Source organism: Streptomyces sp. TE5632 (genome assembly GCF_054061295.1).
The window spans coordinates 6,089,322-6,108,167 of record NZ_JBSSEA010000003.1; the positions used below are offsets into that span (position 1 = coordinate 6,089,322).

The 18,846-nt window shown below is 71.4% G+C and carries 17 protein-coding genes; 14 read left to right on the plus strand and 3 right to left on the minus strand.

The window, feature by feature from the left end; genetic code table 11:
* Nucleotides 1-137: 137 nt before the first annotated feature.
* A complete protein-coding gene (locus ACVW19_RS33045; RefSeq protein WP_457464170.1) occupies nucleotides 138-683 on the minus strand; it encodes a hypothetical protein in 546 nt (181 codons plus the stop codon).
* A gap of 444 nt (nucleotides 684-1,127) precedes the next feature.
* Here ACVW19_RS33045 and ACVW19_RS33050 point away from each other — a divergent pair, with 444 nt between their 5' ends.
* Both ACVW19_RS33050 and ACVW19_RS33055 read left to right on the plus strand, forming a co-directional pair.
* Nucleotides 1,128-1,388, plus strand: a complete 261-nt coding sequence (locus tag ACVW19_RS33050; RefSeq protein WP_457464172.1) for a DUF397 domain-containing protein — start codon at nucleotides 1,128-1,130, stop codon at nucleotides 1,386-1,388.
* 109 nt (nucleotides 1,389-1,497) lie between these two features.
* Entirely contained in the window at nucleotides 1,498-2,442 is a 945-nt protein-coding gene (locus tag ACVW19_RS33055; RefSeq protein WP_457464174.1) for a helix-turn-helix domain-containing protein, read from the plus strand.
* Nucleotides 2,443-2,551: 109 nt separating this feature from the next.
* Here the strand turns inward: ACVW19_RS33055 and ACVW19_RS33060 are convergent, their stop codons facing one another.
* Nucleotides 2,552-3,373, minus strand: a complete 822-nt coding sequence (locus ACVW19_RS33060) for an SAM-dependent methyltransferase (protein ID WP_457464176.1) — start codon at nucleotides 3,371-3,373, stop codon at nucleotides 2,552-2,554.
* A gap of 312 nt (nucleotides 3,374-3,685) precedes the next feature.
* Here ACVW19_RS33060 and ACVW19_RS33065 point away from each other — a divergent pair, with 312 nt between their 5' ends.
* The 10 genes from ACVW19_RS33065 (at nucleotide 3,686) to ACVW19_RS33110 (ending at nucleotide 14,158) form a co-directional block, all read left to right on the plus strand.
* A complete protein-coding gene (locus ACVW19_RS33065; protein WP_457464178.1) occupies nucleotides 3,686-4,858 on the plus strand; it encodes a cytochrome P450 in 1,173 nt (390 codons plus the stop codon).
* On the plus strand, nucleotides 4,855-5,043 hold the full coding sequence (locus ACVW19_RS33070; RefSeq protein ID WP_457464180.1) for a ferredoxin: 189 nt from the start codon (nucleotides 4,855-4,857) through the stop codon (nucleotides 5,041-5,043). The genes ACVW19_RS33065 and ACVW19_RS33070 overlap by 4 nt, the downstream gene beginning before the upstream one ends.
* Entirely contained in the window at nucleotides 5,040-6,182 is a 1,143-nt protein-coding gene (locus ACVW19_RS33075) for an NAD(P)/FAD-dependent oxidoreductase (protein WP_457464182.1), read from the plus strand. Before ACVW19_RS33070 ends, ACVW19_RS33075 begins: the two co-directional genes overlap by 4 nt.
* Nucleotides 6,183-6,191: 9 nt before the next feature.
* Complete coding sequence (locus ACVW19_RS33080; RefSeq protein WP_457464183.1) at nucleotides 6,192-7,109, plus strand: LysR family transcriptional regulator; 918 nt, start codon at nucleotides 6,192-6,194, stop codon at nucleotides 7,107-7,109.
* 246 nt (nucleotides 7,110-7,355) lie between these two features.
* Entirely contained in the window at nucleotides 7,356-8,330 is a 975-nt protein-coding gene (locus tag ACVW19_RS33085; RefSeq protein ID WP_457464185.1) for a phosphotriesterase family protein, read from the plus strand.
* Nucleotides 8,331-8,379: 49 nt separating this feature from the next.
* Nucleotides 8,380-9,339, plus strand: coding sequence for a phosphotriesterase family protein (locus ACVW19_RS33090; protein ID WP_202276936.1), 960 nt, complete (start codon nucleotides 8,380-8,382; stop codon nucleotides 9,337-9,339).
* 44 nt (nucleotides 9,340-9,383) lie between these two features.
* The gene (locus tag ACVW19_RS33095; RefSeq protein WP_457464186.1) at nucleotides 9,384-10,499 is read left to right on the plus strand and encodes an FAD-dependent oxidoreductase; all 1,116 of its coding nucleotides are present in this window, start codon (nucleotides 9,384-9,386) and stop codon (nucleotides 10,497-10,499) included.
* Between the two features lie 4 nt (nucleotides 10,500-10,503).
* Nucleotides 10,504-11,427 (plus strand): alpha/beta hydrolase, encoded by a 924-nt coding sequence (locus ACVW19_RS33100; protein WP_457464188.1) that lies wholly within the window; start codon nucleotides 10,504-10,506, stop codon nucleotides 11,425-11,427.
* A 35-nt stretch (nucleotides 11,428-11,462) separates the two neighbouring features.
* A complete protein-coding gene (locus ACVW19_RS33105; protein ID WP_457464189.1) occupies nucleotides 11,463-12,425 on the plus strand; it encodes an MBL fold metallo-hydrolase in 963 nt (320 codons plus the stop codon).
* A complete protein-coding gene (locus ACVW19_RS33110) occupies nucleotides 12,422-14,158 on the plus strand; it encodes a CocE/NonD family hydrolase (protein WP_457464190.1) in 1,737 nt (578 codons plus the stop codon). Before ACVW19_RS33105 ends, ACVW19_RS33110 begins: the two co-directional genes overlap by 4 nt.
* A 105-nt stretch (nucleotides 14,159-14,263) precedes the next feature.
* Here ACVW19_RS33110 and ACVW19_RS33115 read toward each other — a convergent pair whose 3' ends face one another.
* Nucleotides 14,264-14,404 (minus strand): hypothetical protein, encoded by a 141-nt coding sequence (locus tag ACVW19_RS33115; RefSeq protein WP_457464192.1) that lies wholly within the window; start codon nucleotides 14,402-14,404, stop codon nucleotides 14,264-14,266.
* Nucleotides 14,405-14,827: 423 nt separating this feature from the next.
* Between ACVW19_RS33115 and bdeA the strand changes: the two genes are divergently transcribed.
* Together bdeA and ACVW19_RS33125 are read left to right on the plus strand one after the other, a co-directional pair.
* Nucleotides 14,828-15,766 (plus strand): bis(hydroxyethyl) terephthalate hydrolase, encoded by a 939-nt coding sequence (bdeA, locus tag ACVW19_RS33120; RefSeq protein ID WP_457464194.1) that lies wholly within the window; start codon nucleotides 14,828-14,830, stop codon nucleotides 15,764-15,766.
* Nucleotides 15,767-15,986: 220 nt separating this feature from the next.
* Nucleotides 15,987-18,845 (plus strand): LuxR C-terminal-related transcriptional regulator, encoded by a 2,859-nt coding sequence (locus ACVW19_RS33125; protein ID WP_457464196.1) that lies wholly within the window; start codon nucleotides 15,987-15,989, stop codon nucleotides 18,843-18,845.
* Nucleotide 18,846 lies beyond the last annotated feature (1 nt).

Genomic DNA, 18,846 nt, shown 5'->3' on the forward strand with positions numbered 1-18,846 from the left:
GGGCCGGTCAGGGACGTCGACGGTCCCGCCGCCGGATGTGCCCGAGGGCCGCGCGACCGGTGGTGCGTTTCCGGTCGCGCGGCCCTCCCCCGTGCCACTCGCCCCTCGGCGCTCGTCCCCCAGGCGCTCGGAGGGGCTCATTCGGCCAGCGCGCGGGCCAGCTCGGTCGTGGCACGGGCGATCTTGGTGTCCCGGTCGGCCATCAGACGGTTCAGGTCGCCCCGCCGGGCACGTACCGCCTGCCGGGCGGCCCGCTCCCACACGACCGGGTTCTCGCGGTGATTGAGCAGCTTGGGATACGCGGCGGCGGTGCTCTCCCACTGCCGGGCATCGGCGATCGCCTTGAGCAGCCGGATGATCTCGGCGCGGCAGGTGACGTGCGGCAGCTGCGCCAGCTCCCAGAGGAAGGGAACGGTGGCGGCCGTCGCCTGCTCCACCACGAAGCCGTACTGGCAGATCCGTTTCCGCAGATCGGCCAGAGCGGACCGGGCCGTGTCGGCGTCCCCCCAGGCGATGCCGTTGAGCAGCAGGGGGATGGCCGCCGCCGACCCGGTGGAGTCCTGGATGTCGCGCCACGGCACCCGGGACAGTGACATGAGGGGGGCCGTACGTGCCATTCCGGTCGGAGACGTGTGGCGCACAGGGCGCTCGCTGCCCGGGTGTTCCGTCGAAGCGCTGCGCATCGCGTGGGTGCCTTTCCGCGGCGGTTGTGTCGAGTGGGGGGCTGGTCAGAGGGGCGGCCGGGCCGGCAGCCGGGCCCGGACCGTCTTGCCCGTCGAAGGAGCGGGAGCCCGGCCCCGTGCCTCGGGCAGGGCGTCGTCGCAGCACCCGCTCGCGGTGGCCGAACAGCGGCCGTCCGCCCGAACCGCGATCCCGGCGCTCGCCCCGATCACTTGGTGCACAGGTGATGACACGCCGTCTCCCCGATGCGACGTCAGGACAGGGCGTCACCAAGGGGGTTGACGCCACGGCTATTATCCACGCTGAGAGTGATCGTGTGCAATTGCACGAGAAATTGCGTGAAGTTTTTTGCGGTGCGGCGGATCGGGCGGCGACCGGGCCCGGCCCCTCCCGCGTGAACGGCCGGACCCCGTCCGGCGATCCCCGTGAACAGCAAGGAGGCTGCGGTGCCAGGAGTGCGGAACGGAGTGCGGGCGAGTTCCTTGGACGCCTGCTGGATCAAGAGCCGGCACAGCAACGCCGAGGGCAACTGCGTCGAGGTGGCCCCGCTGAGCGACGGCGGCGTCGCGATGCGCAACTCCCGCGACCCCGACGGGCCCGCGCTGGTCTACACGGCCGCGGAGCTGGCGGCATTCCTGGCCGGGGCGAGGGACGGCGAGTTCGACCACCTGGTCCGAACGCTTCGGGGCCCGGCGCAGGGGAAGTGAAGCGGAGTCCAACTCCCCACTTCCACAGGGCTTCTGCGGGCGGATGCGCTGCGGCAGAGTGCGGTGCGATAGTGTGAATCGCCCTTGTGCCGGTCTGCTGGGAGTCAGGATGTCCGCCGCCTCGCATCGCATCTCCCGCCTGGAACCCTACCTGGACCGCACCGAGCCGGCTCCGACCCTGCTGAAGATGCTGGTCGGTGTGCAGTTGGCGGGCTTCCGCGAGGACGCCGGGCTGGCTCAGGACCAGGCGGCGCGCTCCGTCGGTTTCAGTGCGGCGAAGTTGTCCCGCATCGAGTCCGGCAAGGGGCGCCGCCCACCCACCGAGAGCGACGTCCGGGCGCTGCTGGAGCTGTACGGCACCGACGACTACGAGATCTCGGTGCTCCTCAAGCTGCTCCGGCGGGCCGGGGACCCGGGCTGGTGGCAGCGGTACGACAAGCGGCTGATGCCCGAGTGGTTCGACCGGTTGGTCGGACTGCAGGAGGCCGCCGCCACCATCCGTACCTTCGAGATCCAGTACGTTCCCGGCCTGTTGCAGACGGCCGCCTACACCCGCGCGGTGGTGGAGCGCGGTCTGCCCAACGCCCCGGCCGGCGAGGTGCGGCGCCGCGTGGAACTGCGCATGCGGCGGGCGGAGTTGCTGCTGCGCGAGGGGGCTCCGCAGCTGTGGGCGGTCATCGACGAGTCGGTTCTGCTGCGTGTGCTGGGCAGCGTCGAGGTGATGCGCGAGCAGCTCGAACACCTCGCGCGGATGGCGGAGCGCCCCAACGTCACGGTGCAGATCGTGCCGTTGGACGTGACCAACGCGTCGGCCCCCGCCATCCCGGTGACGTATCTGCGCTTCGACGGTCTCGATCTGCCCGACGTGGTCTACCTGGAGCACATCAAGAGCGCCAACTTCCTCGAGGACCGCGACGAGACGGAGGAGTACCGGATCGCGCTGGACCGCCTCGCCGACGAGGCCCTGAAGCCCCGTGATTCCCTGGACCTGCTGCGCGCCACGACGCAGGGCCGCTACCTCTCGCCCCACTCCGCCCCGTACTCCGGGGCATAGCGGTTCCGCAAGGCGCGGCCGACACGGAACGCACGACGCCCCTCGCACGACCCCGGTGATCCGGGTCCGGCGAGGGGCGTCGACGTGTCGGGGGCCGGCGTAGCGGGCCCTACAGCGGGATGCGGCCCACGCCCCCGAACTCGATCCACTCCTGGGTGAGCTGACGGGGCGCCACCTCTGTGTCCGGGCGCCAGGTGGAGACCTCCACCAGGCCCGGCTCCAGGACCTCCAGGCCTTCGAAGTACGACTCGACGTCGCTCTCCTGCCGCACCCGGCCCCAGTGCCCCTGGGTCACCTGGTCCATGAACTCCGTGACGGACTTGCGGACTTCGGCTTCCTCGCTGACCAGCTGGCACATCACCAGGAAGCTGCCCGGTGCGAGCCGTTCACGGACCCGGCGGGCCACGGCGAGCGGGCCGTCGGTGTCGCTGTCCGGGATGCAGTGGAACACGGAGTTGAACAGCACGCAGGCCGGCTGTGAGAAGTCGATCAGGCGCTGCGTCTCGGCGTGGCCGAAGATCTCGTCGGTCTCGCGCATGTCGGCCTGTATGACCACGGTGCGCTCGTCCTGCTCCAGCAGGGCGCGCCCGTGCACCAGCACCATCGGGTCGTTGTCGACGTACACCACATGGGTGGTCGGGTCGATGCGCTGGGCGACCTGGTGGACGTTGTCCTGGGTGGGCAGACCGGAGCCGTGGTCGAGGTACTGCCGGATCCCGTACTCCTGGGTGAGGACCCGGACGACGCGCTGGAGGAAGCGCCGGTTGTTCAGGGCCAGGCGGCGCGTGCTGGGTACCACCTTGTCGAGCTCTTCCACGGCGGCACGGTCGGCCGAGTAGTTGTCCTTGCCGCCCAGGTAGTAGTCATACATGCGTGCGGCCGTCGGCACTGTTGCGTCGATCTCGGTGGACAACTGCTTACCGGTGTGCATCGTTCCCCCTGCGGAGTGCCAACTGGACTGGCTGGACAGGGAGTACATCCTAGGGAGCGCCGCGCGGCTCGGACCAGTCCATGAGCGAACAAGCCCCTGAAGGAATGGTGGAGTTGTTCCTGCCGATGCCCGGAGTCACCGTGTGCGTGCCGGTATCACATGGTTCCTCCCGCCGTTGCGGCGCGGGGAAGGCCACCGGCCGCCCCGGCGCGGGCCTGCCGGGGCACCGCAGGGGAAGCATGAATTGCGTGCATGTTGCGGCATGTAAAACATTCACTTGCTGGATGTGAAGGCGGCCACTTCACTGGGGACATGGCCACTCCACCCATCTCCGGTATCGACCTCTTCGCCGACGAGGTCGTGCTCGACCCCTACCCCGCTTACGCCGAACTGCGGGAGCAGGGGCCTGTCGTTCACCTTCGGAAGAACGATGTCTACGCGCTGACACGGTACGACGTCATCCGTGACGCACTCGCGGACTGGGAGTCGTTCTCCTCGACCTCGATCGCGTTCAATCCGATGGCCAACGAGGCGCTCACCGGCACCTCGCTCGCGTCCGACCCGCCGGCGCACACCCAACTGCGCGCCACGCTCACGGAGAACCTCTCCCCGCGGGCGCTGCGTGGTCTCAAGGGCGGGATCGAGAAGAAGGCGGACGCTCTCGTCGCCGAACTCGTCGAGACGGGTTCCTTCGAGGCGATCGACGCCCTCGCCCGCGCCTTCCCGCTGGAGGTCGTCGCGGACCTGATCGGCTTCACCGGCCACGTGCGCGACAACATGCTGCGCTGGGGGCAGGCCGCCATGCAGGTCCTCGGCCCGATGAACCAGCGCACGGCCGAGAACTTCCCGATCGCCGGCGAGCTCTACGGATGGTGCTCCGAGGTCAAGGCCGATGACCTGGCCGAGGGCTCCGTGGGCCGCGGCATCTTCGAGGCCGAGGCGCGCGGCGCCATCCCGCCGGACACGGCCGGCCACATCATCCACCAGTACCTCGGCGCCGGCGTCGACAGCACCATCGCGGCGATCGGCAACATCGTCGCCCTCTTCGCCGCGCACCCCGACCAGCTCGCCCTGGTCCGCGCGAACCCGTCGCTGGTACCGGCGGCGTTCAACGAGGCACTGCGCTTCTGGCCTCCCATCAACGCCTGGGGCCGGCGTGCCACCAAGGACGTCGAGATCGACGGGACCGTCATCCCCGCAGGCGCGCAGATCGCCATCCTGCTCGGCGCCGGCAACCGCGACCCCCGGCACTACGAGAACCCGGACGCCTTCCTCGTCGAGCGCAACCCGGTCGACCACCTGGCGTTCGGCTACGGCCCGCACGGCTGCGCGGGCCAGGGGCTCGCCCGCCTGGAGGCCCACGCCGTGATCGAAGCGCTCTCCCGGCGCGTCGAGCGCCTCGTCGTCGGGCCCGAGGTCCGCGTTCCCAGCAACATCACCCGGAGCATCGAGGAGCTCCCCGTCCTGGAGGTGATCCCGGCATGAAGATCGTTCTCGACCGTCCCCGCTGTGAGGGCCACGGTCTTTGTGAGGAGGCCGCCCCGCAGCTCATGCACCTCGACGACGAGGGCGAGCTCGTGCTCGACCGCGAGGAGGTCGACGGGGCCGACGCCGCCCTGGCGAACGCCGCCGCCCGCGTGTGCCCGGTCGCCGCGCTGAGGGTCATATGAGCACCGGCACCCTGAACCGCGTCGTCGTCGTCGGCAACGGGATCGCCGGGCTCACCGCGGCCGACACGCTCCGTGAGGCCGGCTTCGACGGCGAGCTGACCATCGTCGGCGACGAACCGCGTCCGGCGTACAGCCGCCCGGCCCTGTCGAAAGCACTTCTGCTCGACAGTGACGACGTGTCGTCGCACGAGCTTCCACCGGCCGGTCACGGAGCGACCGAACTGCTCGGTGTACGCGCGAGCGGACTCGACCTCGACCGTCGGCGCGTCACGCTCGACGACGGTACGGAGCTGCCGTACGACCGCGTCGTCCTGGCCACCGGCTCCCGGGCACGGCGGCTGTCCGACCTGCCCGAAGAGCTCACTCTGCGCGGACTCGACGACGCGCTGTCCCTGCGCGAGCGGCTGGCGGGCAAGCCGTCGGTCGTCGTGGTCGGCGGCGGCCCGCTCGGAATGGAGATCGCTTCCGGGTGCCTGGCCGCCGGCTGCCGGGTCACCGTCGTCTCCCAGGGCGTGCCCCTCATCCTCCAGCTCGGCCCCCACCTCGCCGACGTCTTCGTCAGGGCCGCGCTGGACCAGGGGCTCACCGTCGTCGAGACCGCGGCGGCACGGCTCGAACGGCGGGACGGAAGCACTCGGGTCGTCCTCGACGAGGGTGCGGTCCTCGACGCGGAGTTGATCGTCACCGCCGCCGGCGACGTGCCCAACACGGAGTGGCTCGCGGACTCGGGACTCGCGGCGAAGGGGGCCGTCCCGGTCGACCGGCGCGGGCTCGTCCGCCCCGACGTCGCGGCCGTCGGCGACCTCGCGGCCTTCCCCACTGCGCACGGCCTGCGCCGCATCCCCCTGTGGAGCAGCGCGATCGAGCAGGCGAAGGTCGCCGCCGCGGCGCTTGTCCGCGGCGACGAGTCGCCGCCGCTCCGGTTCCAGCCGTACTTCTGGACCGAGCAGTTCGGACTGAGCCTGAAGGCGGTGGGCCACCTTCCGGTGGAAGGGGAGCCGACGTACGTCGACGGGCGGCCCGGGGGCGGGCCGGCGTTGATGCGCTGGCCGCACGAGGACGGCACCGGTGACGTCGTGGCGCTCGACTACCGGATCCCGATTCCTCGGCTGCGCCGCATGACTCAGGCAGCCGCGTAAGGTCGTCGTATGGGTGAAGAGGGCGCCACGGGTTCGGGGCTGGACCGACTGGCATCGGTCAACCTCAACCTGCTGGTGCCCCTCCTCGCGCTCCTCGAGGAACGTTCGGTGACCAGGGCCGCGGAGCGGGTCGGCCTGTCACAGCCGGCGATGAGCCACGCCCTCACCAGGATGCGGCGGCTGCTGGGTGACGACCTCGTCGTCCGGCAAGGCACAAGCCTCACGCTGACCCCGCGCGCGCTGGAGCTGATCGCGCCACTGCGCAGTGCCCTGGAACAGACGGCGCACATCGTCAACTTCCCCTGCTTCGACCCCGCCACGGATCGGCGCGTCATCACGATCGCCATGACGACCAGCACGGCGTTCGTCGTCGGTCCCCGACTGGCACGGCTCGTTGCCGAGCGTGCGCCCCACGCCACGTTGCGTCTGCTGACGATCACGGTGCCGACGGAGGCCACCTTCACCGACAAGGGCGTCGACGTCGTGCTGCTCTCCGAGGGGCACTTCTCGCCGTACCCGCGCGAGCGGCTGTACAACGACCGCTGTGTGGTGGTGGCCTCACCGGACACGCCACCGGAAGCGAGCGCGCTCGACCTCCTGACCACTCAGCCGCACGTCGTCGTCGACACCGACCGGCGCGTCTTCCCGTATTCGGTGCTCGACGAGAAGGAAGTCACCTACCGCGTCGGCCAGTTGAGCTCCGACTTCCTGCTGGTGCCCTTCCTGGTGGCGCGCGCAGGCGGTGTCGCTCTCCTCCGTCACCGGGTCGCCGTCGCCATGCAGGCGCTCGCCGATCTGCGGATCGAGGAGTTCCCGTTCCCGCTTCCCGGGCTCGGGATCGACATGGTCTGGAACCCCCGGCTGGCCGATCAGTACTTCGTGGAATGGCTCCGGGCGCTCCTGTTCGACGTCGCGACCAGCCTCTGACGCCGACAACACTTTCCGTCGCATTCGCCGCATTCACCGCATTCGAGGCATCCGCGACGGCGAGGCCGCCATCTCCTCGGACGGCCTTGACGTGCAGCGCCGGGCGGGAAGCCCCGGTTTGTCCGCCCCGTCCCCCGCGCATCGTTTTACGTTTCGTTCATTTCATTGACGCTGTGTAAACCGAATAGATACTGTGCCAGCAGCCACAGGGTGCTGGGCACCCCACCTGAACACGTGAGGGCAGGCATGAGCGTCAAGAGCAACACCGTCAACACCGTTCTGGGCCCGGTGCCGACCGAGCGGCTGGGCGTCGTCGCGGTCCACGAGGCCCTGCTCTCCGTGGTTCCGGGTGCCGAGCACGCGTACGACATCACCATCGACCGCGCCGAGATCTTCGAGACCCTCGCCGCGAAGCTGAAGGACTTCCGCGCCCACGGCGGCGGCACGATCGTCGACAGCACCGGCATGTTCCACGGCCGGGACGTCCGGCTGTACGAGGCACTCTCCCGCACGACCGGCGTGCACATCGTCGCCTCGACGGGGCAGGGCCCGGAGGAGCTGCTCGGCGGCTACTTCCTCACGCCGCAGACCAACCCGCCGACGCCGTGGCCGGCCGAGAAGTTCGCCGACCTCTTCGCCAAGGAGGTCACCGAGGGCATGGTGGTCCCCCGCGTGGAGCGCCGCGGCGCCGCCGGCCTGGTGGCCACCACCGCGACCCTCGAGGGCATGACCGCGACCGACGAGAGCCTGTTCCGCGGCGCGGCCCGGGCCGCCCTGAGCACCGGTGTCGCGGTCTCCGTCCGCTACGGGAGCGACGCCGTCCACGACCTCGACGTCGTCCTGGACGAGAAGCTGCCGGCCGACCGCGTCGTCGTCGGCGGACTCGACCGCAGGGACGCCGCCGCCACCGGCGCCCCCCTCGAGATCGCCCGCCGCGGTGCCTATGTCGCGCTCGACCACGTCGGTGCGGAGGACGAGGCCCACATCACCGACGCCGAGCGCGCCGACCTGGTCACCGACCTGGTGCGGGCCGGCTTCGGCAACCGGGTCCTGCTCTCGAGCAACGCGACCGGCGTGGCGAAGGGCCACCCCGGCAACGACCTCCCGTACAGCTACGTCCTGACCACCTTCGTCCCGCTCCTGAAGGCACGGGCTCTCAGCGACGAGGACACGCAGCGGATCCTCGTGGAGAACCCGCGCGACCTGCTGTCGACGCGCTGAGCGCGTCGGCACGAACGACCATCGAGTTTCTTCAGCAAAGGTGAGTGTTGTGTCGAGAGTGAACACCGTCCTGGGGCCGATCCCGGCCGAGGAGCTGGGTCTCGTGGCCATCCACGAGCACATCGGCTACGGCATGCCCGGCTCCGAGCTGGACACGAAGTGGTGGAAGACCCCCGAGCAGCGGTACGAGGAGACCGTCCCGAAGCTGCGCAGGTTCCACGAGCTGGGCGGCGGCACCTTCGTCGACGCCACCGGGATCTGCAACGGCCGCGACGTCGACTACTACAAGTCACTGTCCGCGAAGACCGGCGTCCACATCGTCGCCTGCACCGGCTTCGTCGGCGGTGACACCGCCCTGCCGCACTTCGCCCGGGCCGACGTGGACTACCTGACCCGCCAGTTCGTCCACGAGATCACCGTCGGCATCGGCGACACCGGCAGCCTCGCCGGGGTCATCAAGGTCGGGGTGAGCCGCGGCGGCCGCATGACGGACCTGGACAAGCGCATCTACCGGGCCGCGGCCCGCGCCTCGCTCACCACGGGCGTGCCGATCCTCACCCACCTCGCGATCGACGCCGAGAACGCGATCGCGATCTTCAACGAAGAGGGACTTCCCCTGGACCGCGTCCTGTTCGGGCACGTCGACGACGGCGTGAACGCCGACAAGACGCGCGACGTCTGGATCGCGGAGCAGGGCGGGCGCATCGGCTTCGACACCTTCGGCTACGAGACCGAGCTGCCGGACCCGCCGTTCTGGGCCCGCCCCCGCCAGGAGCGCCTCGACCACTTCCTCCGGTTCATCGGCGACGGCCGGCTGCACCAGGTCCTCGCCTCCGCCGACGCCAACTGCAGCCCCCTGGGCTGGCCGGGCGTGAAGGGTCACACCGTCAACTACATCTTCGAGGACCTCATCCCGGACCTCCGCGCCGCCGGTCTCGACGAAGCCGCGATCAAGACGATCTTCGTCGACAACCCGGCCGACTTCCTCACCCTCCGGAAGTCCTCCTGATCCTCCAGAGCTTTTCTGACCCTCCAGAATCAGAGAGAACCACCATGCAGACCTCAGACCTGAAGAACCTGAAGATCGCCATCGTCGGAGCGGGATACGGCGGCGCGGCGGCGGCCAAGGCCCTCAGCCTGCTGGGCGCCGAGGTCGACGTCTACGAGCAGACGACCCAGATCCGGGAGGTCGGCGCCGGCATCGGTCTGCGTCCGGCCACCATGAACCGGTTCCGCGAGTGGGGGATCTTCGACGCGATCGCGAAGGTGAGCTCGCCGAGCGAGTACTTCGAGATCCTCACGGCCACCGGTGAGCCGATCATGAAAGAGGCGTGGCCGGTCTCCGGGGAGCAGACCCACACCCACCTGATCCACCGCGGTGACTTCATCGACGCCCTCCTGGGCGTGCTCCCCGAGGGCATGGTGCACCTCGGTCACAAGCTGGAGACCGTCCGGGACAACGGCGACCGATCCGTCCTCACCTTCGCGAACGGCAAGACCGTCGAGGCCGACCTGGTCGTCGGTGCCGACGGCATCAAGTCGGTGGTGCGCCACCAGCTGTTCAGCGACAAGGGCCCGGTGTTCTCGGGCGAGCACGCCTACCGCGCCGTCATCTCCGTCGACGACGCCCACGGGATGGTCACCGACGACAACCTGCGGATGTACATCGGCAAGGGCACGAAGATCTACCTGCTGCCGCTGCGCCACCGCGGCCAGGTGTCGTTCGACATCACCGCCCTGTGCCCGGACAGCACCTGGAACCCGAAGAACACGAAGGAGGACATGCTGGCGACGGTGGAGGGCTTCGACGAGCGCCTCGTCAGCATCACGCGTGACCTCGACATGCAGGCCGTGAACATCCGCGCGGTCTACGACATCGACCCGGTCGACACGTGGCACTCGGACTCCGTCGTCCTGGTGGGCGACGCCGCCCACTCGATGCTGCACCACCAGGGCCAGGGCGCGAACTCCGCCATCGAGGACGCCGGCGCGCTCGCCGACGCCCTGCGGGACGCGGACTCCCTGAAGGAGGCGCTGGCCCGGTACCAGGCCATCCGCAAGCCGGAGACCGACAAGCTGCAGGCCATCTCGCGCCAGGGCTGGTCCGAAGAAGAGATCGAAGACGTCTTCCCCGGCCAGAAGCCCGCCGACGCCGCGCCGAAGGAGTAACGAAATGCCCCTGCACCCTGAGATCGCCAAGTTCCTCGCCGGCCTGCCCACCCCGCCCGAGGGCCCGCTCGACCCGGTCGCCATGCGCGCCGGGGACGAGGCGCACGTCGCTCCCCTCGAGGAGCGCCTGCCGCTCCACGCGGTCGAGGACGTGACCGCGCGGACGGCGTCGGGCGAGGTACCGGTGCGGATCTACACACCGGCCGAGGCCGACCGCCACGGCGTGCTGGTCTACTTCCACGGCGGCGCGTTCTTCCTCGGCAGCCTGAACACGCACGACCACGTCGCGCGCTCGCTGGCGAAGGAGACCGGGCTCAAGGTCGTCTCCGTCGGCTTCCGGCTGGCGCCCGAGGCCGCCTTCCCCGCCGGCCTCGACGACTGCTACGCGGTCGTGCGGTGGGTCGCCGAAGAAGGGGAGAGCCTGGCCTGGGACGGCACGACGCTCGCCATCGCCGGCGACAGCTCCGGCGGCAACTTCGTCGCCGCGGTCGCGGCCAGGGCACACGACGACGGCTTCGACCGGATCACGCACCAGATTCTCTACTACCCCTCGCTGGACCTGGACTTCGACGTCGACCGCTATGCCTCGCTGCGGGAGAACGCCGTGGGCTACGGCCTGGAGACGGCGGGGCTGAAGCCCTTCAACGCCTTCTACATCGACAGCGGCGCCGATCCCGCGGACCCGCTCGTCTCGCCGATCAAGCGGGCGGACCTCACCGGGCTGCCGCCGGCCCTCGTGGTCACCGCGGAGTACGACCCGATGCGCGACGAGGGCGAGCTCTACGGCCGGCGGCTGCAGGAGGCCGGCGTGGAGGCGACGGTGAGCCGGTACGAGGGCGCGGGCCACGGATTCGTCCAGCACTTCTCCTGGATCCCGGAGTACCACGAGGTCTTCGCCGAGACGCGCGACTTCCTCGGCCGGCGCTGACCCGGCCGACCGCGTACGAGCACAGAAAGAGGGCCATGACGCACGTAGTTCCCGTCCATCCCCTGGTCTCGCCGTGGGGCCGGTTCGGTCTCTACAGCTTCTTCATCGACGCACCCGAGCCGGCCGTCGTCGACACCGGGATCGCCTCCTCGCCCGCCGAGGGGATGGTCCCGGCGCTCGAGGCGATCGGGCGCCGCATCGAGGACGTGCGCTGGATCCTGCTGACCCACGGTCACATCGACCACGTCGGCGGGGCGCACGCCCTGTGGGAGCTCACCGGCCGGCGCGCACAGGTGGTGATCCACGAGGCCGACGCCCCGATGCTCCGCTCGCGGCGGGCCCACGTGGAGGAGTACCTCGCGGGACGGGGCCGGTACCTGGGCGACCCGGAGGGAGAGGCGAAGGTGACGGCCGCCGCGCAGGCCGTCATCTCCGGCGAGATGGAGCCCACCCTGCTCCTCAAGGGCGGCGAGACCCTCTCGCTGGGCGGCGGCGTCACCGTCTCGGCGCACTCGATACCGGGCCACACGCCCGGATCGGTCGCCTACGTCGTCGACGGGCAGCGCTCGGTGTTCGTCGGCGACTCCGTACAGGTCCACGGGGCCGCCAACGGCTTCCCGGGCTACACGGACCCGGCCGCCTACCGCACCGGTCTGGAGTACCTGCGGGACGAGATCCGTCCGCAGCGGCTGTACCTCGGGCACCCGTACCGCCGCGCGGACGGCACGCCGTACGGCGTCGAGCTCGACGCCGTACAGGCCCGGGAGGCCATCGACCAGAGCCTCGCCGTCGAGGGCCGGGTCGCCGAGGCCGCCTGCGGCTGCCTGCGGGCCGGCCTGGAGGAGACGGAATCGCCGTACTCCCCGTTCGCCCGCGCCGCCGAGGAGCTCGGCTACACCGGCGACCCCACGCTCGAGCCGTCGCCGTTCTTCACCTCGATGCACGGCTACCGCACGCAGCACAACAGAACTCGTAGTACAGGAGCTTCGCACTCATGACTGACTTCCAGACGATCCAGGCGGGCGGGCAGAAGATCGCCGTCCGCAAGGATCTCCGGATCCCGATGCGCGACGGTGCCGTGCTGGCGGCCGACACCTACAGCGGCGTCGAGGACAAGCCGCGTCCGGCGCTCGTGGCGCTCAGCCCGTACGGCAAGGAACTGCAGGCCCTCGCCCTCACCACGCCACCGCAGCGGCGCCCCAGCCCGATGTGGGACGGCTGCATCGAGGCCGGTGACATCGCGCGCGTCGTCCAGGAGGACTACGTCCACGTCATCGGCGACCTGCGCGGCTCCGGCGCCTCCGAGGGCGAGCACATCGGCAACTACAACGCCGGTGGCGTCCCGCTCGGCCAGGACGCGTACGACTTCATCGAGTGGGTCGCCCAGCAGCCGTGGTGCGACGGCAACGTCGGCATGATCGGCATCTCCTACTTCGGCTCGATGCAGGTGCTGGCGGCGGCCGAGCGGCCGCCGAGCCTCAAGGCGATCTTCGTCAGCGGCGGCCACTACGACTTCTACGAGACCACCTACCACGGCGGCGTCATGTGGTTCATGCCGCGCGCCGCCCGCGAGGGGCGCGGCGGCGACTCCGGCTGGGCCTTCACCGACGGCGTCAAGTCCCGCATGCTGGAGACCTTCTCCCCCGAGGAGATCAAGGAGCGCGTCGCCGAGCGCCTGAAGGACCCGGACGTGGCCGCCTGGCCGAACCTGGTCCACGTGCTGAACTACCCGAAGAACCACGAGGCCTGGTTCGACATCGTGATGAACGAGGTCGACGGCGAGTGGTACGAGGAGCGCAACCCGGTCACCCTCGCACCGAACATCGACATCCCCGTCTGGCTCCAGATCGACCAGGGCCGCGGCTGGACGCTGGACGGCACCATCGAGGTCTTCAACCGCCTCAAGGGTCCCAAGAAGCTGGACATCGGCCCCTACCCGCCCATGCAGTCGCGCCCCTTCATCGAAGAGCACGACAAGATGTTCCGCTGGTACGACTACTGGATCAAGGGCATCGACAACGGCGTCATGGACGAGCCCGCCGTCACCGTCCACGTCGAGGGCTCGCGCGAGTACGTCACCGGTGCGCAGTGGCCGCCGAAGGAGGTGGAGCACAAGGCGCTCTACTTCCGCCCGCGCCGCAAGCTCTCCTTCGAGCCCGAGCCGATGGGCGCCGAGTACGCCGCCCCCGACGGCTTCTACCAGGCGCCGCTGACGGTGACCGACAAGGTGGAGATGCTCAGCTGGAGCACCGAGCCGTTCACCGAGCCCACCGAGATGATCGGTCAGGGCGCGGCGCACCTCTTCGCGGAGATCGACCAGCCCGACACGAACTTCATCCTGCGCATGTGGGACGAGGCTCCGAACGGCAAGCGTCAGCTCCTCACGACCGCCTACCTCAAGGCCTCGCACCGCGAACTCGACGAGGAGCGCAGCACGGAGGGCGACCCCTACCACCCGCACACGCGTGCGGTGCCGGTCGAGCCGGGGAAGATCGAGGAGTACGTGCTGCGCGTCTACCCGTTCGCGGCGACGTTCCTGCCCGGCCACAAGCTGGTCGTGGAGCTCTCCAACGCCGAGCCGCTGGCCGACGAGCACAACGCCCTGCTGCCGCCGGACGCCTTCCACCTGCCGGTGGGCCGCCCCGTCACCCACAAGATCTACCGTGACGCCGCGCACCCCTCCCGGCTCCTGCTGCCGTTCACGACGGTCACGGCGGCAGACGCGCGCTGACCCCGCCCGCGCGGGTGCGCGTACCACCGATCTGTTCCCGGCACGGCCGGCGCCGCCGTCGGCCGCGCCGGGAGCAGCGATCCCTCGCCGGAACGGCGGGCGGTTTCAGTGGGCTTCCACGACCTCCTGGAACGACTGCATGCAGGGAAAGCAGTGGCGGTCCGTCGCGTGGCGCCGACGGGACTCCTCCTCCTTCTCCACCCCGCACAGCGTGGTCCTCTTGTCCGTGGTCAGAACATGCCACACAGGCTCCCCCGAAGTGTCTGCACCGCACCACATCTCGTGCATTCCCAGCTCCCTCCGGGTAGGCAGGCCGCTTCCATCCGAGCACGGCGCGGGCCGAACCGGCTTCCGGAGAGGGCCATGCGGGTGACGCGCGGGCGAGCGCACACGAGTTCCCGCACGGCGGCCCACCGCCGCCCGGTGAGCCGCCGACAGAGGGGGCGGACGGCAGAGGAGGGCTGACGGGCCCGGGGGAGCGGCGCGACGGAACGGCGGAACGAGACCGGTGAGATTGCCGGTCCGCGCCGGCCCCTTCCGCGCCCACAGTGGCAACCGCCAGCCCCAGAGGCGGCGCCCACGGCCGGAGCACGGTCACTCCCACGTTCCATGTCGTACCCCGTGCACCGGCCGCCGGGCGGCTCGCCGCGACAGAGAGGACCACTCGTCGTGCAGCAGCACCCCCACACCAGCACCTCGGCCGAGACCACGCATCCGGCCCGCCCCCGGCGCGGCAGGACCGGACGGTTCGCCGGACTGGCCGCGGCCGTCGCCGTCGTCGTCGGCCTCAGCACCTTCACCGGTCCCGGCGCCCACGCCGCGGACAACCCCTACGAGCGCGGTCCGGCGCCGACCGAATCCAGTATCGAGGCGCTGCGCGGCCCGTACTCCGTCTCCGAGATCTCCGTCTCCTCGCTCTCCGTGAGGGGCTTCGGCGGAGGCACCATCTACTATCCGAACAGCACCGCCGACGGAACGTTCGGCGCGATCGCCGTCTCGCCCGGCTACACCGCCTACCAGTCCTCCATCGCCTGGCTGGGCCCGCGCCTGGCCTCGCAGGGCTTCGTGGTGTTCACCATCGACACGAACACCACGCTCGACCAGCCCGACTCCCGCGGTGACCAGCTGCTGGCCGCGCTGGACTACCTCACCCAGAGCAGTGCGGTCCGCAGCCGCATCGACAGCAGCCGCCTCGGCGTCATGGGCCACTCGATGGGCGGCGGCGGCACCCTCGAAGCCGCCAAGGACCGCCCCTCACTGCAGGCGGCGATCCCGTTGACGCCCTGGAACCTCGACAAGACCTGGCCCGAGGTCCGCACCCCGACCCTGATCTTCGGGGCCGACGGCGACACCATCGCCCCGGTCTCCACCCACGCCGAACCCCTCTACACCGGTCTGCCGTCCTCCCTCGACCGGGCCTACCTGGAACTGAACAACGCCACCCACTTCACGCCCAACTCGAACAACACCACGATCGCGAAGTACAGCGTCTCGTGGCTGAAGCGGTTCATCGACAACGACACCCGTTACGAGCGGTTCCTGTGCCCGCTGCCGCAGCGGAGCCTGACGATCGAGGAGGCACGGGGCAACTGCCCGCACACGTCCTGAGGTTCCCCCGGACCTCGACCCGGTGGCGGCCCGCACGCGGTGCGCGGGCCGCCACCGGCGTTGTGCGTGTGCACCACCGAGGGGCGCCCGACTTGGTCCGCAGCACACTCCGTTCCTCGCGTACACGACGAAAAGCCGCTGGTAGAGCGGTGGTTGAGCCGGTTCGTGCGTGCGGACGGACATCTTCCGCCGTTTCTTACGCGTGAGTAACGTCGCGGAGATGACCGGACAGACGACTCCCGGACCCGCTCCGCTCCGGTACCGCCCGGGACCCCGACGGCAGGCGCTCGCCGCGCTGCTGGACAGGCTGCGCACCGACGGCGGTGTCCACGTCGTGACCGGTGAACCCGGTGGCGGACGTACGGCCTTCCTGGAGTTCGCCGCACGCTCCTTCCGCGCCGGACCGGTGTGGCACGTCCGAGCCGATCCGGCCCGGACCCCGCGGCCGCACAGCGGTCTGCGCACTCTGCTGCGTGCCGCCGGCCGCTCCGTACGCCTCTCCGACGAGGGTACGGCGGACAAGGTGTTCCTGGACGTCCTGCGCGAGGCGTCGGCCCGTTCGGCCCTGCTGGTGTGCGTGGACGACGCGCACCTGTGGGACCCCGCCTCGCGCGCCGTGCTGGGCCGGGCGGCGGCACGCGTGCACGCGGCGGACGGCGCCCACCGGGTCGGGCTGCTCCTCACCGTCCCGGGACACCGGCCCGTGGACCCGGAGTTGGCCGGGCTGCCGGTGCTGGACCTCGCCCCGCTCACGCCCGGGGACGCGGCGGGACTCCTGCACGACCTGACGGACGGTGCCGTCGACCCCGCCGTCCGCGACGAACTGGTGACCGAGGCGCAGGGCAATCCCGCACTGCTGGTGGCCCTGACCCACCGCCTCTCGCCCGCCCAACTCCGCGGCCGGCGCGCGCTGCCCCGCCCACCGGCCGACGCCGGGACCCTGGCCGCCGTCGCCGGCGGGTGCCTGACCGGTGTGCGGCCCGACCACGCCGACCTGCTGTTGTCGGTCGCGGCGGCGACACGTGTCACGGGCGAGCCGGACGCAGACGCGTCGCTCGTACGGCGGGCGGCGGCCGTACTCACAGGACGGGGGGAGGGGCCGGGCGCGGGAGCGGCTGCCACCGTCGTACCGGTGCCGCACGCCGAACCACCTTTTGACGGAGCGGAGTTGCCCGACCTGCTCGTGCTCGTCGAAGACCGGATCCGGTTCCGCAGCGCGCTGCTCGGCAGGACGGTGTACGCCGGTGCGCCGCCCGAACGCCGCCGCGCCGCGCACCGCGCGCTGGCCGGGGCGCTCCCGGCACCGCACGGCGTGCCCGCCCTGCTGCACCGCTCGTGGACCGCCCCGGGCCCCGACGCGGACCTCGCCGCGGAACTGGCCGCTGCCGCGGCCGACGTGACGTCCGGGCTGCCGCCCGGTCTGCGCCGTACGGTCCAGGTGCGTGCCGCCGAACTGACACCGGACGACGCGGAGCGCGCACACCGGTACACGGCCGCCGCGGAACAGGCCCTGCTCGCCGGGCATCCGCCCGAGGCCCTGCGGCTGCTCGACGCCGCCGTGACCTGTCAGGTACCCGCCCCGGTGCGGGGCCGTGCCGAACTGCTCCGCGCCAGGGTGCTCCTGGCCGACGGCCCGGTGGACGACGCCCGCGAGTCCTTCCTGCTCGCCGCCTCCCTCCTCGCGGGCCCGAGCCCCGCGGAGTCCGGCGCGGCAGTCCTCGGCGCGGCGGACGCGGCGTGGGCCGCGGGCGACCCGGTGGCCTGCCTCCGCGCCCTCGCCCCCGAGGCCCCGACCGGAACCGGAGACACGACCGCCCCGCTCCGGACCGGGGAGCACGGCGCGGTCGCCCTGCTCCGAGACCACCGGGACGGTATGCGGGCGGTCCTCCAGGGGCGGTTCGACCTTGCCGCAGCCCCGTTGACCCGGGTGGTGGACCGGGGCCGTCCCGCCACCGAGCCCGAGCGGCTGCTGCGTTCGGCCGCCGCGGCACTCATGCTCGGCGACGTGACCGCCGCCCGCCGGGCCGGGGCGCGGGCGCTGGCCGCGGCACGCACCCTGAGGGCCGCCGCCCTCGAACCGAGAGCCCTGGAGTACCTGGCCTACGCCGAACTCCGCGCCGGCCGCCACCAACTCGCCCGGACCCACGCGGAGGAGGGGCTGCGCGCCGCGCGCCGGACCGGGCAGCGGAACACGGCCGCCCACCATCACGCGGTGCTGGCCCTCGCGGCATCGATCGAGGGGGCGCAGGAACGCGTCGCCGAGCACACGGCGACCGCGCTCGCCACGGCCCGGCGGCACGGACTGGCGCAGGCCGCCATGCTCGCCCAGTGGGCGGCGGCCCGCGCCGACCTGGGTGCGGGCCGCCCCCGCGAGGCCGCCGACCGGCTCGGCCCCCTGGTGAGACCGGGTGCGCGGCGCGGGCACTTCGCGGTGTGGATGCTCGCCGTCCCCTGTTTCGTGGAGGCAGCCGCACTGGCCGGGCAGCCCGAGCGCGCCCGCGCGGTGGTCGAGGACTTCGCGCTGTGGGCCGGGTGCGGCGCCGACCCGCAGGCTCCCGCCCAACTCCTGCGCTGCCGCGCCCTGCTGGCTGCACCGGAGGCAGCCGACGAGCTGTACCTGCGGGCCCTGGACCGGCACGACGAGACCTCCGGCGACTTCGAACGGGCCCGCACCGAACTGCTGCACGGCAAGTGGCTGCGCCGTCGGCGCCGGCTGCGTGAGGCACGGGCGCGGCTCGGGGAGGCGCTGGTGGACTTCGAGCGCTGCGGCGCGCACCTGTGGGCGCGCCAGGCGGGCGCGGAACTGCGCGCGGGCGGCGCGGTGTCGGCCGGGGCCGGTACCGGAGAGCCGCCCCGGCGCGACGGGCGGGACCTGTCCCGGCTGACCCCGCAGCAACTGCGGATCGCACGGTGTGTCGCCGAGGGCGCCACCAACCGGGAAGTGGCCCTGAGCCTGTCCGTCAGCACCCGCACCGTCGACTACCACCTGCGCAACGTCTTCGCGATGCTCGGCGTCCGCTCCCGGGTCGAGCTCGTCCGGCTGGTCGAACAGGCGGAAAAGGCCAGTGCACACCTCTAGG